This is a genomic window from Flavobacteriales bacterium (genome assembly GCA_025210295.1).
Taxonomy (GTDB): domain Bacteria; phylum Bacteroidota; class Bacteroidia; order Flavobacteriales_D; family Parvicellaceae; genus S010-51.
Genome location: JAOASC010000046.1, coordinates 71,070 through 89,455, shown reverse-complemented (window position 1 = coordinate 89,455; position 18,386 = coordinate 71,070). Strand labels below are relative to the sequence as shown.

Here is an 18,386-nt window from a genome sequence, read left to right as displayed (position 1 = left end):
AAGCAAATGTACAAAGTTTTTATAGATTCATTAGCAGTTTATTTTGCAAAAAAAGCCCCAGAAATTAAAAATATTTTTGTAGAGCAAACAAAAATATACAAAGTACAAAAAGGGGAATTTAATGTTGTTTTAACGAAAATTTTAGATTTTAAAGATCAAAACATAGATAAACTTGTTTTTATTACTGAAAATGTAGAGGAATTGTGGTTATTTTTTAAATCCAATTTTCAACATAGAATAGCAGGAGGTGGAGTTGTTTTTAACAAAAAAAGCAACGTGTTAATGATCTATAGAAATGAAAAGTGGGATTTACCCAAGGGGCACTTAGATAACAATGAAACTATTGAAGCTTGTGCAATTAGGGAAGTTGAAGAAGAGTGCGGAATTGTTCAGCCTAAAATAGTAAAAAAAATATCGGTTACTTATCATACTTATGAGTACAAAGGGAAAAACGTCTTAAAGGAAAATCATTGGTTTTTGATGAGTTATGACGGAGAAGGTCAATTTCAACCTCAAATTGAAGAGGGAATTACAGAAGTGGCTTGGAAGACACAAGATGAAATTAAGGACTGTCTCCAAAATTCATACGGTTCTATTCAAGATGTTATTGAGGCATTAGGCGAACTATAATAAAGAGGTATCAATATAAGGATTAGGTAGATAGGTAGTTAAACTTCATTTTTTTATTGTATATTCGAGAACTTAATTTTATTCAAATATTATGAAAAAAATACTTTTTTCTGTATTAGCGTTATCAAGTTTTGCGGCTTATGCAGGAGGCTTTCAAGTCAACCTTCAAGGGATTCGTTCTGTAGCATTAGGAGGAGCTTATGTAGGTTTGGCTCATGGTCCAGCTACAGCATTCTTTAACCCAGGTGGTTTAGTTAACAATAGAGGACATCAATTTAGTTTAGGTTTTAATACCATTCATCCCTCGATATCTTTACAAACTGAGGCTTATGATAATATTGATTTAACCACTAAAATGTCGACTCCAATTTACTTTTATTACAGTGGTCAGTTAACAGAAAAATTATCTGTAGGTTTTGGTTTAAATAACCAGTTTGGAAATAGCTCTTCTTTTGAGGATGATTGGCAAGGGAGATATATCGTTCAAAATATAGGTTTAAGAACTTTTATGTTTCAACCTACTGTAGCCTATAAAATACACGAAAAGCTAAGTGTGGGATTAGGAGGTGTATATACAACAGGAGCTTTTAGTTATGAAAAAGCTGTACCTCTTACTGGAAGTGCTGCCGAATATGGAAAAGCCAGATTAGAAGGTGGAGCAAATAGCTTTAGTTTTAATGTTGGATTATTCTCTAAACTGGTAGAAACAGAAAAAGTGACATTGAGCATTGGAGCAGATTATCGTTCTGGAATTAATTTGTCTATTGATGATGGGACAGCAACTTTTACCGATATTCCACCTTCTTTATTGGAAACTTTTCCAGAAAGCACCAAGTTTAGTGGTAAATTAAGTTTGCCAAGTGTGACTACAGCTGGTTTAGCTCTAAATTATAAGTTAAGTGAAAAAAATGAAATCACATTCTTATACGACTATGCATTAAACGGTTGGTCGAGTTACGATACTTTAGCTTTTGATTTTGAAAATGAAGCCACACCAGATTCTAAAACACCTAAAAACTGGACCAATGCTTCGGCACATCGATTTGGGGTTGAGTTTAAAATGAACAAAATTTACTTTAGAGCAGGGGTTTATCACGATCAAACTCCTACAGAAGAAAATAATGTGAGTCCAGAGGCTCCAGAGCGTACACACATGGCTCCAACATTTGGTTTAGGAGCGAATATTTCAGATAATATTGAATTGGATTTATCTTACATTCCTCAAAATTATTCAGGAGAAACCGCAGCAGGAACCGCAGGTTTTGAATATAAGTATAACAGAAGTATCAATGTTTTGAGTATAAGTGCTACCATTAAGCTTAAAGGAAAAGAGAAAGAAACTGAAATTAAATAAAATAGAAACGATGAAAAACACAATTTACATAGTAGCGATTGGATTAGGATTGTTTTCTAGTTGTAAAAAAACAGCATTTGATACAGTAGAAAGAACCAATGGAACAACAGATTTTAAAAATTATATCTCTGTGGGGAACTCTTTAACTCAAGGTTATCAAGATGGAGGATTGTATGAAGAGGGACAGTCAATGTCTTATCCAGCTATCATTGCTCAACAAATGAAAAAGGTTCAAACCAATATGGGGGAGTTTAAACAACCCATAGCGAGAGGTAGAGGTTCTGGATATATGCATTTAGCTAATATTAATGGAGAATTAAAACCTATTTCAGCGAATGACCCTACTGTTTCTGGTAGTATCTTAGAAGATCCGAGTTGGGAGAATTGGGGAACAGCAGAAAAAAATCAAAAGTATAATAATCTTGGAATAGCTGGTGTTAAACTCATTCAATGTGTCAATTCTTATCCTGATGATAATACAACCAATGCAATTATTTTAGGTGGCTTAGATATTTCTATTCCATTGGTTGGTTCGTTTCAAGAAGAAGGAAATCCTTTTTCTCGTTTCTTAGATTTTGGAGAAGCAGAAGTTAATGTTCCTATTTTAGGTAATGTAGGAGGAACTCCTAGAGAGTATTTAGACCATGTTGAATCAAGTAATGCTACATTCTTTACTTGTTGGTTGGGGAATAATGATGTCTTAGGATATGTTGTTAATGGAGGAGTTCCAAATGTTGTAGAAAATTCAACTATAGGTTTGAGTGTTGATTTAAATGCTTTATCTGATGCCGCAGAGTTTGAGTCTAAATACAATGACATTATCAGTGCATTTAGTCAAATGGGGGCAGATGGTGTTTGTGCTACATTGCCAAATGTAACTTCAATCCCTTTTGTAACAACCTTTACGGTTGAGAAATTAAAAGCAGATTATAATTATACCGAAGTATGGATCACCGAAAACGATGGAACTGTTAGAGAAGCAACCGATAAAGATTATATTCTATTACATGCATCAGCGAGTATAACTGATGGAGATGGGCACTCACAAGCTGTCCCTTTCTCAAATTATGATGTATTAGATGAAGAAGAAGTAATCATTGCTCAATCTCACACAATAACATTAAACACTAGTATCAGAAATATTGCTGGTAGTTATGGGTATCCAGTAGTAGATATGTATAACTATATGAATAATTTATCTGCTGGCTTTACTTTTGATGGAATTGATATGAACATCTCTTACATTGAGGGAGGAACGTTTTCTCTAGATGGAATTCATCCAAACCCAAGAGGGTATGCAGTAGTTGCTAACGAATTTATTCGTGTAATTAATAGTTATTATGGTTCAAATATTCCCAAAGTAGCAGTAGGAAATTATAGAGGAATTAAATTCCCTTAATTATTTTTAGAATTATAAAAACAATAAATATTACTTAGAGCAGTTAAATGGCTTACATTAAAGCTGTTCAATAAAATAAGAATATAAATATCAAGTGTCGTAAAAAAATATTATTTTCGAACACTTAAAAAAATCCAAGAATATAAAATTATGAGTACGGTAGCTGAGAGAGGTATGCAAGAAAAGCAAATATTTGGTCACCCAGTTGGACTATATGTTTTGTTTTTTACAGAAATGTGGGAACGTTTTAGTTACTACGGAATGAGAGCTTTATTGGTATTGTATATATCAACGAGTTTAGGAGATGGAGGTTTAGGTTGGACCAAAGCAGAAGCCTTAGCTCTTTATGGTTGGTATACGATGTTGGTTTATGTGATGTCTATTCCTGGAGGAATTATTGCCGATAAGTTTTTAGGACAAAAAAAATCAGTATTGTATGGAGCTATTATACTCTGTTTAGGTCATGGAATCATGGCAGTAGAGTATGAATGGGCATTTTTTACAGGGCTAGGACTTATTATTTTTGGGGTAGGGATGCTGAAACCAAATATTTCTACTATGGTCGGTGGATTGTATAAACAAGGAGACCTTAGAAGAGATAAAGGTTTTACTATATTCTATATAGGAATTAATATTGGAGCGTTTTTATCTGCTATTATCGTAGGTTATGTTGGAGAAAAAATTGGCTGGCATTATGGATTTGGGTTAGCAGGTATCGGAATGCTTTTAGGGCTATTGGTTTACATTAGAGGACAAAAATATTTAGAGCATGTAGGAAATTTCTTAGGAGCTTCCGAAGAAAGTTCAGAGGTCATGAAAAAGCCACTGACTAAAGTTGAAAAAGACCGAATGATTGTTTTGATTCTTTCTTTCTTAATCATCATTGTATTTTGGGGAGCATTTGAACAAGCTGGTGGACTTTTGAATATCTATGCCAATGAAAAAATTAATACTTCTATTCTAGGATGGGAAATGCCAGCAACATGGTTTCAATCGTTTAATGCAGCATTTATTGTCATTTTTGGAACAGCAGTAGCTGGTTTTTGGGCGAATAGAAAATTAAAAGGAAAGGAAACTTCTACTTTACTAAAAATGGCTGTGGGAACAATCATCATGGGATTAGGTTTCTTATTAATGGTATTCGCATCTAATGAAGCTGGGAAAATTGAGTTTGGTACCGCTTCTTTTTGGTGGTTAACTTTTGCTTACTTATTACATACAATTGGAGAGTTATGCGCTTCACCAACAGCATTATCATTTATTACCAAATTGGCGCCAGTAAAATACGCGTCAATTATGATGGGAGTTTATTTTGCAGCAACTGGATTCGGGAATAAGTTAGCAGGAACAATTGGTGAAGCTTCACAAAGTGAACCTGTAGAAATTTTTTATCAAGCTGGAGAGTTGGCAACCAACGATAGTATTGTTTCAAAAATTGCTGATGATGAATCATTCCAAGTCAAAGCAAATATTTTTGTTGAGAATGAAGAATTGAATATTTTAGATTATGAAACAGGAAAATCAATTAAGAATTCAATTGGTTTTACTGAAGCAGAAAGTGAAGCTGAGATAAAAGCAATTTTAATTGCAGAAAATGCTACAAGTGCAGCTCCATATCATGCAAAGTTTTCGTTTGAAAAAGATTTTGAAGCGAAAAAAATAAAAGAAAATAAAGGAGATGGAAAAAATTATGAAGCTGATTTCATTATTGACGAAATTCAGACGAAAAAAGAACACGATATTTTCCTTTTTATTTTCATTTTAACAGCTGTTTTTGGAGTTTTAGTCATCTTATTGTTAAAACCTCTAAAAAGATTAACTCATGGTGCTGAAGATGATGAGGTAATGGAATCGAGTAACTAATTTTAATAAAAATATTTCTTAATTTATATAATGGCAGAACAACAAAATTCTAAGTTTTTTGAGTCACAAGTTTTAGGGCATCCAGCAGGGTTATTTGTCCTATTTTTTACTGAGATGTGGGAGCGATTTTCATTCTATGGAATGAGGGTTTTATTAATTAATTTCTTAACGATTGCAGCAGTTGGTTACAATCCTGGTTGGGAGTGGACAGCAGACAATGCAACAGCACTGTTTGGTACTTATGCAATGTTATTGTATTTAACACCAATTTTAGGGGGAATCATAGCAGATAAATATATTGGATATAGATGGGCAGTTGTGGTAGGAGCCATTATTATGACCTTAGGGCATGCTTCCATGGCTTTTGAGACAGAACTCTCGCTATATGTAGGTTTAGGATTACTAGTCATTGGAACAGGTTTCTTTAAACCAACAATGACTTCTATTATTTCCGAGATGTATAAAGATTTACCAGAGAAAAAGGACGGTGCTTATACGATCTTTTATATGGGAGTAAATGCAGGAGCTTTCTTTGGAATGATGTTGTGTGGATATATCGCTGAGAAAGTTGGTTGGAGTTATGGATTTGGTTTAGCTGGAGTGTTTATGTTATTAGGAACACTACAATTCTGGTTGTCTAAACCTTTGTTCGGAAAAATTGGAGAAGTTCCAGATCGTACCGCAATTAAGGCAGCTGAAGCAGAACAAAATACAGCTGAGTTAGAAGGTGAAGACAAAAGAAATCCATTTACAATGGTAGATACAGTATTAATTGTAATTGTTACAATCATAGGACTGTTATATGCTTTTAATGATCCTATTTCAAAAATCGGAGGATTTGATATGTTTCCATTCAAAGTCGGTGAATTAGCAGGTCAATATTTCGTAGTATTGATAGGTTTGGCCCTCTTTTTATATCTTGTTTTTTCGAGGATTTCACGCTATGCTAAAGTAACACGTGATCGAATGATTGCTTTTGTCATTTTTGCATTTTTCACCATATTTTTCTGGATGTCCTTTGAGCAAGGAGCCTCATCTCTGGTGATTTTCGCACGTGATTCAGTACAACGAGTTTTAACAGGAAACGCAGCAACGACATTCAATATTATCAATGCGTTGTTAACGATAGTTCCGTTAGTGTTTATATCTTATGTGTTGTTTTTATTAGCTAAAAGAACTGGAAAAAAGATACCTGGGGCAAATATTGTATTAATTATTTGTTTTGCTGGAGTTTGGGCTGTAGCGGGATGGATGTTAAATAGAGATTGGAATACAAAATCTTATAACGTTACTTATCCAATTTACGAATTAGTTGAACAGAAAGACGGGAAAGAGGTAAAAACAGTTAAACCATTAACCATAGATCAAACCGCTCCAGAGGGGGCAACAATTTCATCTGATACGGTTTCTATTGGTGAACTAAAAGACTTTACTGTTGGACAAGAAATCTTCCTAGCAGCAAAAGATGCTAAAATGACAAGTTTTGGTTATGCAGATGATATTCGTGTAAAGAAGAATAAAGAGTATGCAGAACAAAATAATGTGAGTAATGGATTAATACAAGCAAAAGTATTAGAATTAAAAGATGGAGGAGAGGTTGAAATTACAACTTCTTGGTTTAGTATCTTAAACTCTTTCTTTATCATTGTCTTTGCCTCAATGATTTCAAAGATATGGGAATCTAAATACAACCCTTCTGCTCCTGTAAAATATGCAGTAGGATTAATTATTATGGCTGTAGGCTTTGGATTGTTGTCAATGGGGTCAAATGTTGATGCTGGAACTAAAGTGTCGTTATGGTGGCTCGTTTTTGCTTACTTGTTCCATACTCTAGGAGAGCTTTGTCTATCTCCAGTTGGGTTATCATACGTATCAAAGCTTGTTCCTGCAAGAATGATCGCATTTATGTTTGGTATGTGGTACTTAGCAATCGCAATTGGAAATAAATTGGCAGCTGTATTAGGAGGGCAAATAGAAAATATTACAGAGAATTATTCACTGTCAACTTTCTTTTTGATTTTTACTATTGTTCCTGCTGTAGCAGGTGTGTTAATACTTCTGATTAACCCATTGATTAAAAAGTTAATGCACGGTATTAAATAATACGTTAAAAAATAGCATGATCATAAACCTTTAGAATTCTTTATTCTAAAGGTTTTTTTTTGATGAAATATTTTATAGCGGAATGGTCATTAGCTTACTGTTACTTTCATCCTTTTGGAGGTTATTCTAATCAACCGAATTTCTCCGCCAGATTTTGAGTTATTTTCTAAAACACTAAAACAAGTAGAGTTAGAAAATTATTTTTCTTCTTTTCCTTTTTATCTCTTGGTGTCTGCTTGGTTGGTTCCAGTAGTGCTTTTTAGGGGATTAAACAAGGTGCTTTCGACCATAATATCAAAGCAAAGATGTATTTCTTTGAAAGCTTAATAGCTGGTGTAACAATATATGGGGCTTCAAATTGAATTACGCTATTACCTTAGAAATAGACTGTTTTGTGCAAGAAGTTTTACCAACCTATTAAGAGGGGAAAGTTTTATCCATACAAAAAAAGGGCATAATGAATATGCCCTTTTTGATAATCATGTTGAATGATCTTTTATTGAATGATAACTTTCTTAGTATATACTTCTTGATTGCTGTATACATTAATCAAATAGCTTCCATTAGCATATTGATCAGTATTTATAGAAATTGTATTGCCATTAATTGATTGACTGTAAACTTGTTTTCCACTAAGGTCAGTAATCGAAAGAGTAGCATTAGTTAGTAACGCTTTAAAATTAACAGTGATATAGCTATCGAAACTAATTACTTCAAACTTATTAGCTGTTAAGTCTTCTATTGATGTTGTAGCTTTAACTTCTATAGTCGAAGTAAATGTTGATTCACAACCATTGCTTTCAACTGTTAATGTAATCGTGTAAGTACCCGGTGCACTATAAGTATGCGATGGATTTTCATCAAAACTAATATTCCCATCACCAAAATCCCAAGAATAGTTATCGCCTGTAGAATTATTTTGTGGAGTAATTGTGGCGTTATCATCAAGATAAATAGTAGCGCTATTAAGTTCAAAACTTGCAATAACTTCCTGCGGATTAGTAATCGTGATATTTAAACTATTATATCCACATGCAGAGCTTTGAGATGAAGTTACCGTATAATCTCCACTAGGAAGATCTTCAAAAGAAATTTGACTACCAGTAGCAACAACAGAGGTAATCACTCCAGAACTGTTAGCTAATGTAAATGTGTTACCGTTAACGTTAGCTCCTTCTATTTCAATAGAACCATCAGTTAGGTTAGCACATGAAGGAGATAATACAGTAGACTCAAAAGGCGAGGTAATATGAATTAAGAAACGATCTTGTGGAGAACTTGCAGTTGTAACAAAACTATAAGCTGGAGTTGTCTTCAAGTCTGTAATGATACCTGTTTCTAAGTCTTCTAGGGTTACACATGAGTTGATTAAGGTGTTTTCCGGGAAATCAAATTCAATGGTATAATTCCCATGAGCACTGTCACCAGCATAAGCTTTCAGAGGAATTGTTGTGCTCATAAATTCATTAACCCCAGCAATTGATAAATTATAGTTGTCCGTTGTAGTGATAGCTAAACTTGGCGCTGCCTGGGTAAGTTCGGTAAATAACTTATTTTGATCAATCCCAGCATCATATTGTGCTGTTGCATTTTGATTAAACGTAAGGATTGCTTCATCAGAGTATGAGTTAACTGCTCCAGATAACTTTATTCTTACAAATTCATCATTGTTACTACTTTTAACAAATGCTTTATCATTTCTTACTTTACTCGTTTCAGAAAAAATTAAGAAACCACTTGCTGCTGATGCATGTACCCAAAACGCTTGACTATGTGCAATATGATTGTCAACTCCATTAGTACCTGATCCAGCTCCAGTTTGATAGACTCCATAATTTCCAGCAGTTGCATTCCAAATCCAATAAGCAGCATCTACACTTACAGGTGTTAGTGTATTCCAGTCAATAGTACATGGGTAGGGGTTACCAATAAGGTTCCAACCATTTTGATCATCTCCAGAACCACTTCCTCCATTGGTTACATTAGCCAATGTAAAGCCATTATTAGGAGCTCCTTTCACTGATAAAGTCGTGTTTCCAGTTCCGATATATATTCGATGACCGTTAGTAAAAGCAGTAGGATTGGTATTGCTAGTCGCAGCAGTCCAACCATTATCCTTTGTTCCAGAAGCACTTGGTTCGCTATAGGTCCAAGAGTTAATCCACCCATACCAATTTGAAGCATCATAATCGGCTCCTGTAAAACCTGTTAAAATGACTCCATCGTCTTGCCAGTTAGCTAAAGTTGTACTTGTTACAGGAGAGGTAAGCTCTCTCCATCCATCATTGCCCATCGCTAAAAAACGTTGTACGACTAGATCTCCAGTATATGTAGCACCTGCTTCAATGACATCTAATTGCGCAGTACCACTAGCACTACTCAATAGGGTTACATTAGCTCCAGCAGAAACGTTAAAAGTTCCAGCATCTAAATCTAATATACTTGTAATATCTTGGTTACCAGAAGGAACACTAACAGTCTGCCCTGATTTATTAATCACTAATTCATAAAAATTGTTGTTACCGATAATTGAAGCGCCAGCGCTAGTTCCATCTAGTGTTACAATATCTCCACTTTGATGAGTATATGTTCCTGTATTATTCCAATCACCTTCTAAATTAATATTAGATCCAGAAGAAGTAAATGTACCGCTTGAAATAAAATCTCCAGCTAAATCTATATTAGCATTCGCATTGATTGTTCCTGCATTATTGATGTCTCCAGGAACAGCAATGTCAAAGTTGTTCAAATTAAAAATTCCACTTCCTATTGTACTAATACTCCCATTGAAATTAGAAGCCGTTAATTGTGCATTGATGGAAGCACCTGTGGTATTCGAAATTTCAATGTTATCAAAAACAAAAGTTGTCGTAGCAGCAGGAATTGTAATGGCAGCAGTACCAGCGAACCTAACAACACTACCAGCACTTCCTCCTGTCAGCGTAAGGTCATTACCCGAAAAAGAGTTTGAAGTTTCAAATACCCCTGTCCCTGATGATAGATCGATGATGGTATTTGCAGCTGCTGTATTATTTGTGGTGAATGTACTTGTGGTATAAGTCCCCCCTGAATTAATGGTTAAATTGGCTGTACCAGTAGCTTCATTAAATACAGATTGCGTAGTTGTTATTGCTCCATTATTCGTCAATGTTGCTAATGCTGCAGCATTAGAAGTGTTAAGCTCAACTTTAGAAGTATTAATTGTCCCATCATTATCAAGAGAAGAGTTTCCATCACCAGTTGGATATAAATATAAACTGTCGGTAGTTAACGTTACACCTGAATTTAAAATAAGTTTAGCTGGTGTAAGTGTAGAGGTGGAATATACCGTTACGGATGCTGCGTTAGCATTGGCTGCTGCAGTTACCGTGTGCCCATCATTAATCGATACATAATCTGTAGCAGTAGGAGGGGTTGTTGCTGGAGCAGTAACCGGTACGAAATGTGGAAAAGGAGTCGGTACAAAAATATAAGTGGTAATCTGCCATGTAGCAGCGACATTCCAGTTTCCTGTATTGGCACTATTATAGACTGTTTGAGCACTTGTTTGAGCACTGATTAAAAATAATAATGAGACAATTATAAGTGTAATATTTTTTATCATAGTCGTAGGTATTAGTTCTCTTGTGGGGTAAAATCTATCTAATAAGTAAAAATAAAAGAATTTATTCTAAAACTTGTTAAGTTTTTGATAAAAATACTATTATTAAGAATAAATTAGGAAGAAATAAGGATAATTACTGTAACATAAACCTTAATGCAAATCCAGCTTTTGTATTTGCTGTAGGGAATGACGTAGAAATTACAGGGGTATTTACTACTCGATCATAATAGGCTCTAATCATTAAGTTTTTACTAAGATTATATTGTCCATTAAATTTGATCGAAATCATATTTTGTCCAGCAGTTGCTTGGTTTTGATTCTCTATAATTTTACGAGTTATAGTCTTATTATCCCTAATAGAAATACTTAAATCTAAATTAAGGTCACTAGGGTCAATTTTCTTTCCGTTAAATTTAAACGGCAATTGTAATTTCTTAAAAATATATCCTGAACCAATAACCAATTCACTTCCTTTAATTTCTGTAATTTGATTGTTGGATAAGCTCAATGCAATATTTCTATCTTTCTTTATTTCAAGTTTTCCTTTTACTCCATTTTTTAAGGTTAAATTGGCTCCTAATAATGGTTGGAATTGTTCTGTAATAGCAACATTTAGTATTTGTTTTTCACTGATGAAATTTCCAGCCATATCTAGTTCTGTTGCTCCAAGCTGATCACTTTCAAAACCTAAATTTGTAGTATAGTTCCCCATATTAAAGTTAGAACGATAAGCATGTGTAAAAGATAGTGTTCTGACATACTTCTTAACCCATTTAATCTTAGATAATCCATCATACGAGATTCTCCAGTTTGGCAATGGCATTTTTCTAAATGGATTGGTACTCTTTTCATTAACATTTTGACCAGTATAAGCTGCTAAAAACGCTCCAATGACAACATCTTGCTGAGCACCATTGTACCCCCCTGCATAACTGCTTTCAGCTGAAGTTGTGTCTGAATGTGCATTAGTTCCTGCTATAAGGTGAGAAACTTCTGGTCTGATCGCTCTTAAATTGTCAAAGGTTATATTTTGTAAATCATCGCTATTGTCTCCTTTGTCTCTAACAAATGCAGTATTCCATGTAATGATTGAACGGCTATATGAACCATTAAACTGTTGATTTAAATGTCTAAATTCATTGCCATTAACACCAAGATTAGAAGTATTTCTGGTTGCAATATTGTAATTGGCTGTTAAATCAATTCTAAATCCTTTAATAGGTTTTAAAGTAGCTTTTAAATTTAACTTCTCTGAATGGGTTACAAGGTGTTGAGTGTTAATTAATCCAAACTTAGTCGTATCTACTAACCAACCATTTGTATAAGCTGTTTCTGCATAATTAAAAGATGTTGGTCTCCCAAAAATATCCATCTCTTGGAAGCCTCCTGTTACAAATTCCCAAGATTGGCCTTGAAAATTTTCATCTAATCCTAAAATATCCGTTCGATTAGCAAATCCAGGAAGTAATATTCCATCATTAGTTGCGTAGGTTCCTGAGACATTCTTTAGCGACATTAAAATTTTGGCAGTTTCTTCTAAGATGTTAAATTTATTTTGTTCTTTATCCTCTTTCTTTTTGCCTTTATCGTCCTCTTCTGTTTTTTTCTTTTGGCCAACACTTCTTCTAGAAGTAGGACGTCTTCTGTTCGACTTTTGATTGATTTTTTTGAAATAAGGAACTTTATTGTACAAATTGGTCATGTTCAATTTCCCATTCCATTGTATTTGCCTTGAGTTTTGGACAACATTTCCAACATCACTAAAAGCTAGAGGTGCTTGGGTCCAATCAAAATCAGCCGAATATCTTGTGTTTAATGAAATCCAGTCGGTAATTGGGAATTTATTTAAAGGCCATTTATAAGACACTTTAATAGAATGACCGTAATTCATCGTTTCTCCAAAATTTCTTAAACTTGTTTGAACGGAATCGGTAGCAGATTCTCTATTATAACCAAAAGCTCCATAATCTACTTTACCATAGGGATCATTAATAAATGCTCTATTGGATGCTGTAAAATCAAATTTTAAACTTTTGGTTAGATCATATTTAAAGTCGTAGTTTCTATCCCAATTAAAGGTTTTTGTATAGTTAGGAATAGTTAAACCACCTTCAATATTACTACGAATTTCATACTCATTGTAAGTACGGTCCATCGTTGTTCTAAATCCTAGCTTTTTAGGCGCAAAATAAAGGTTGAAATCTTTAATGGGTCTTAGCCATTTCGATTTTCTAAAAAGCTTATTCCTTTTAAATGGTTCCCAAGGCTTAGGAGAATTACTAAATCCATAAGTCAGCCCTCCAAGATAACTTACTTTTCGATCTAATTGAGTATTAATGTCTACGTGTGTAATCTCATTGTATGAATAAGATGCCGAAATGTTTTTCACATCATAAAAACGAGGTTTTTTCACTTTTTTAGGATCTTTTTCTTTCTTGGCTGAAGGGTCAAGACGAACATTGGTGAAGTTTAAAGATTTACGTTCAGTGATATTACTTCCATTTCTAAAGCGTTCTTGCCACTCTTCGTCAGTTTCTTCTGGATTTTTTTCAAAATTCAAATCTGGATTTAATGGATCGTACAGCGGTTTGATGGTATTGTTGGAATAGCCCATATACATTGGAAGTTGTAAACCAGTTTTGTTTCCAAAAAACTTACCTAGCTGAACAGTGGTAGAGGCATCAACTCCATAAACATATTCCTGTTGCCTTTCTCCTACACGTTGTTCTATACTTCCAAAGTATGGAGTAGAATAATTTCCTGAAAGGGAAACATCAGCAAAGTCAGCTAATTGCGCATTCAACCTACCAATAGTAGCCCATCCTCCTTGTTGGTTAAAATCAGTCAGTCTTAATTCATTTACCCAAACTTCAATACATTTTTCTAACCCATCATCATTCGTTCCTAAATTTGTAGGGTCATCTTTTTTAGGGTTTCTAACCCCAATCATAATGGTTTTTAGGTTTTGAAGATTAGGATTACCTATTACAGAAATATTTCTTGTATTATCAGATGGGTCACGCTCCGTATAACGCGTAAAGGTAGAGAAATTAGCAGCATTTCTATTCTTTTTTACTTGTTTGATGTTAGCCAAGTTAATCACCATGTTGTTCTCAGTTGGCCAAACAGATTCAGGAGTATGATTATTCCATGGACTTAATTTTAGTGGCATTTCATACTCATAGTAATTATTTACAAAATCCGTCCCTAACCGGACAAAAACTGTAGCATCACCATCTTTGACATCATCGAATTCATTGTTCTTTTCACCATGAACAAACATTTCAATTTTATTATAATTTCTTACATCAAAACCAACATTTTTAAATGCAGCCCTAGCATCACCATCTTGTAAACCACAAACGTCTAAAACTAAAGATTGCTCGTTCAATTGAGCTAAGTTTGCTGTTTGATAATTCACTTGTCTTTGAATTCCATCAGGTAAAACATAATGAATAGGCTCACGACTACCATTTTGCTCAATGTTTACAGCATTAATAACAAATGAAGTGTTCGATTCTTCTCCTTGGATATATTCTCCTGGAGAAAGCATATTCCCTTGATAAGTTCGCCACTGACCTCTAATTAAGTCTAATCGTGCAAAACGTAAAACAGCTTCTTGCGACCAGCCATGCATAAACATTCTCATAAAACGAATTGCTCTAAAGTCCTGAATATCGTTTACTTTTTTCTGGTACTCTCTAATTGGAATTCTAAATTGGTACCAATAAACTTGTTTGTTACTGTTGTTGTCTGTAGCTAAAATTCTATCTGTAATAAAGTTCTTTCCAACAACCATATCCTGGGGACGCATACTTACTTTATATTGAAAATAGCTTTCTGTTTCATTCAAGTTATTGTCCCTATTTATATCTTCAACATTTGGTAGGGTAGTGGCAGAAGTTGGATAACCATCAGCATTTAAAGTTGCAGACGTTTCAGAAGATGGAGAATTACCTTCAGGGTTGTTAAACTTCTTATAACGTTCTAAAATATCTACTTGTTGCGCGTCATAATCATCGTCTAAGAAATAGTTATAATCATCAGAAGAGGGATCATCTAAAATTTCTTGTAAAGCTGTTGGATTAGTTACAATTCCACTAATTTCATTAATAAAATCTGAAAAGAAATTACTTTCTTCTGCATCGATAAGTCCATCTAATCCAACATCTTGGTTAACACGATTATTAGGGTCGTTATCGAAAGCATTCACAATAACTTGAGTTGTTGGTATCCTTCCCCATTCTGTAGTGGTGAGCGTTTGTGGATCATATACACCATCTGCTGGAAGTCCATTTTCAAAAGATTTTTGTCCATCTTTTAAGATATCTTCTGAAATATTACCTAAGTTAAAATAGAGATCTCCACCTGTAGTATTAGGAGAATCTTCATTCGACGCTGGTTCACCCTCACTGTTAGAAGTTGTACTACTAAAAGGATCCATCATCCAAAATTGAATAAACTCTACATTAGCTGCTTCAAAATCATTTGTTGTTAGTGGACGCATAATTCCTCCCCATCTAGAAGCTGGATCATTCAATCCCCCTGTACTAGGGTTTGCCCCGGCAGAAATTGCGTTTGGAGTTGCATCAAAGTTATATGGACCACGCTCTGAAGGGTAGTAATTTAAGTCAAATACTGGGATGTTGGTTAGCTGCCCTGTTCCTAACTGTTGGTTAGGAAAAACCTCACTTACAAGTACTTGTCTTGTTCTGTTGTCTTTTTGGATATCACTATCCTTAATATAATCGGGAGTTTGACTATTATTATTTAGAAACAAAGGATCAACGACATGCCAAGCAATTCGAGCTCTATTTTTTCCGTATATTAAGTCATTATAGGCCTCACCTTCTGGAAATAAATCTTGTTGTCCTTGCGGAGTCGAAGCTAAAACCCATGTGTTGTATGAACGAATATCAATTGCAGATTGACTCCCCTCAAAGGCGTCTATGTAGGAGTTCCCTTCGTCTCCAATAGCTCTATTGTGCCCAGGAATAAGAGCTGCAACTTCTCCACTAAAGCTGATGCTTGATTTTTCTTTTGTATTAATCAAAGGGATTTTATCGACTAGTTTGGTTAATATTGGTGCTTCTCGTTTAAAACCTCCATCAAGCCCTAACATGGTATTAGAAATAGGTTCATCTCCAATATTTACTTTTTGGGTTAGCGGTTTTTCAGTAAGGTGCATGACTGTAGCACCTATATTTGCATTCTTATTAATTCTATAGTCAAAATGCGTTCCTATCAATGATTTGGTTTGAATACTGAATAAAGAGTTACTTTCTAAAGCAATTTTTATTGGAGTACCAGAGCTTAAAATTCCATCATCAAGAATTTTGACACGTCCAAGGTTGTAATCAACAGTATAGTGTGTCCCTTCTTGTAAAACTCTACCTCCTGCAGTTACAACAACAGAACCTTCTGGTATATTAAGGGCATTTAATGAAATCTCAGAACTAACAGAAGATTGATAAGTTCCCTTTATTTTAAATCGGTTAAGTTCAGGTATTTGTCGAGCAGCTGTTACAGTACTGTCATATAGCGGACTAAAAACAATGGTGTTCCTCACATTTTGGGATACTCCAGCATTTGCCAGTTGTGTGTCTAAAGTCTTACCAAAAGGTTCTACAGTAGTAAAATAAACCCTACCATTCCTAGGGTTGATAGTTCCTGCGTTACTGATTACGCCATTACTTGAACTTACAGGAACAAAGTCAAATACACCATCGGAGTATGGACGTTGTTGCTGATCCAAACGATCCAATTGAATGAGTTGAGTTAACAACTTGGTCTCTACTTGTTGTTTAGGAATATAATTGATATCAATACCATTACTAGGGTTAGTGTATACGATATCCAGTCTGAAATTTTCTTGATCCACTTGATAGGCTCCTAATGAATAAACATTTTTCATCATCAAGTCCCATAGTTTCTTTTTAGGGTTCCTAACTGTCGACTTTAGAAGTTTTAGATAAAGAGCATCTTGTCCAGCAATACCATCTGTTGAAAATTCTCCTACTTGATAGGTGTTACCATTATAGGTATATTGATAAGCAACGGCTAGTACTTCATCGTTATTGAGTGACTGATTTAAGGAAATGAATCCCAGTAGCGCATTGTATGAATATTCGTTAGAGGTTAATAGTCGTGCATTTTGAAGCTTTTCATATTCTACACTTTGACTCATATTGTATTGTGGCCCAGATAATATATTTGAAGCAGAAGCATAGTCTCTTATTCCTTGGTTAGAATTCACACTGTTGTATAGTGCATTATGAGAATTGTCTGGTATTGATGGAGAATTGGTATTCCAAGAAGGATTTTCCATATTCGTTTGGTTACTTTCTCCTAAATCGGTAAATGCGATGATATTTCTTGTTTCATCGTAGTCATTTGTTCTATTGGTAATCCAAACCTCCATTCTTTGGATTTGTATTCCAGATGTAACTACAGGGAGAGTGGTTAAAGAAGCATCATAATTATCATAAAAATGATAGTTTAAAAAGTAATGTCTGTTTTCTTCATAATTGTCAGCGAATAGCTCAAATTCATTTACTTGAGCTCCTCCAGCAACTTCGATTTCTTTCTTTTCACCTTTTTGCTGAGACAATACTGTAGTAGTGGTTAATCGACCGAATTTTAACTCCGTTTTAATTCCAAATAAACTTTGTGATCCTGTAATTAAAGAGCTATTTAGTGGCATACTAACATTACCAGCTTCAATTTTTTGGATAATATCATCTTCTTCTCCAGAGTAGTCTAATTTTAATTTATTATCAAAATCAAAGGTTGCTTCTGTATTATAGTTAAACCCAATTTGCATTAAGTCTCCTATCTTTCCTGTTAAATTCATTTGAATCTGTTGATCAAAATCAAATGTTGTAATTCTTCTTTGTTTTACAGGAATAATAGGGTTTTCGGTTTTAGAGATATTCAATCCAAAACTTAGCTCAGCACTACCTTGTGGTCTAATCTCAATAAAATCACTTCCAAAGATTTTACGAACACCTTTACCCGCATTAATTTTAGGTCTAAAATTACTGTTGTCACTATTCTGTTCTCTAGCTTCTTGCACCTGTTCATCCACACGATCTTTCCAATATTTATCCATGGATTGATTGTTTTGGTATTGTAGATACTCCTCAAGTGTCATTGAACTGGTTGGACGATAGTTAATGTCTTCCCCAACTTTAGATGTAAATACATATTTACCTGTTACTGGGTCATATTGTACATCATAATTAAGGTTAAGAGGATCGTCGAAGTCAATTAAACTTCCACCAGATTGAGTAGGATCGTAACCATCTTGCATGGGGTAAATAAGATTAGTACTATCTTCTTGAGCTACAACAGATTGAACAGTTATACACAAAAGTAATACTACAATCCAGTTGGTTGTGGTCAATAATATGTGATTGGATTCTCTCAAAAAA

The 18,386-nt window shown here is 34.4% G+C and carries 7 protein-coding genes; 5 read left to right on the top strand and 2 right to left on the bottom strand.

Annotated features, from left to right (window positions below):
- Positions 1-6: 6 nt before the first annotated feature.
- The 5 genes from N4A35_14285 (at position 7) to N4A35_14265 (ending at position 7,349) form a co-directional block, all read left to right on the top strand.
- A complete protein-coding gene (locus N4A35_14285) occupies positions 7-630 on the top strand; it encodes an NUDIX domain-containing protein (GenBank protein MCT4582581.1) in 624 nt (207 codons plus the stop codon).
- A 91-nt stretch (positions 631-721) separates the two neighbouring features.
- Positions 722-1,984, top strand: a complete 1,263-nt coding sequence (locus N4A35_14280) for an outer membrane protein transport protein (protein MCT4582580.1) — start codon at positions 722-724, stop codon at positions 1,982-1,984.
- A gap of 10 nt (positions 1,985-1,994) precedes the next feature.
- A complete protein-coding gene (locus N4A35_14275) occupies positions 1,995-3,383 on the top strand; it encodes an SGNH/GDSL hydrolase family protein (GenBank protein ID MCT4582579.1) in 1,389 nt (462 codons plus the stop codon).
- 150 nt (positions 3,384-3,533) lie between these two features.
- A complete protein-coding gene (locus tag N4A35_14270; GenBank protein MCT4582578.1) occupies positions 3,534-5,246 on the top strand; it encodes a peptide MFS transporter in 1,713 nt (570 codons plus the stop codon).
- Between the two features lie 30 nt (positions 5,247-5,276).
- Complete coding sequence (locus N4A35_14265) at positions 5,277-7,349, top strand: peptide MFS transporter (GenBank protein MCT4582577.1); 2,073 nt, start codon at positions 5,277-5,279, stop codon at positions 7,347-7,349.
- A 496-nt stretch (positions 7,350-7,845) separates the two neighbouring features.
- Here N4A35_14265 and N4A35_14260 read toward each other — a convergent pair whose 3' ends face one another.
- On the bottom strand, positions 7,846-10,953 hold the full coding sequence (locus N4A35_14260; GenBank protein ID MCT4582576.1) for a PKD domain-containing protein: 3,108 nt from the start codon (positions 10,951-10,953) through the stop codon (positions 7,846-7,848).
- A 133-nt stretch (positions 10,954-11,086) separates the two neighbouring features.
- Positions 11,087-18,382, bottom strand: a complete 7,296-nt coding sequence (gene sprA, locus N4A35_14255; GenBank protein MCT4582575.1) for a cell surface protein SprA — start codon at positions 18,380-18,382, stop codon at positions 11,087-11,089.
- Between the last annotated feature and the right edge of the window lie 4 nt (positions 18,383-18,386).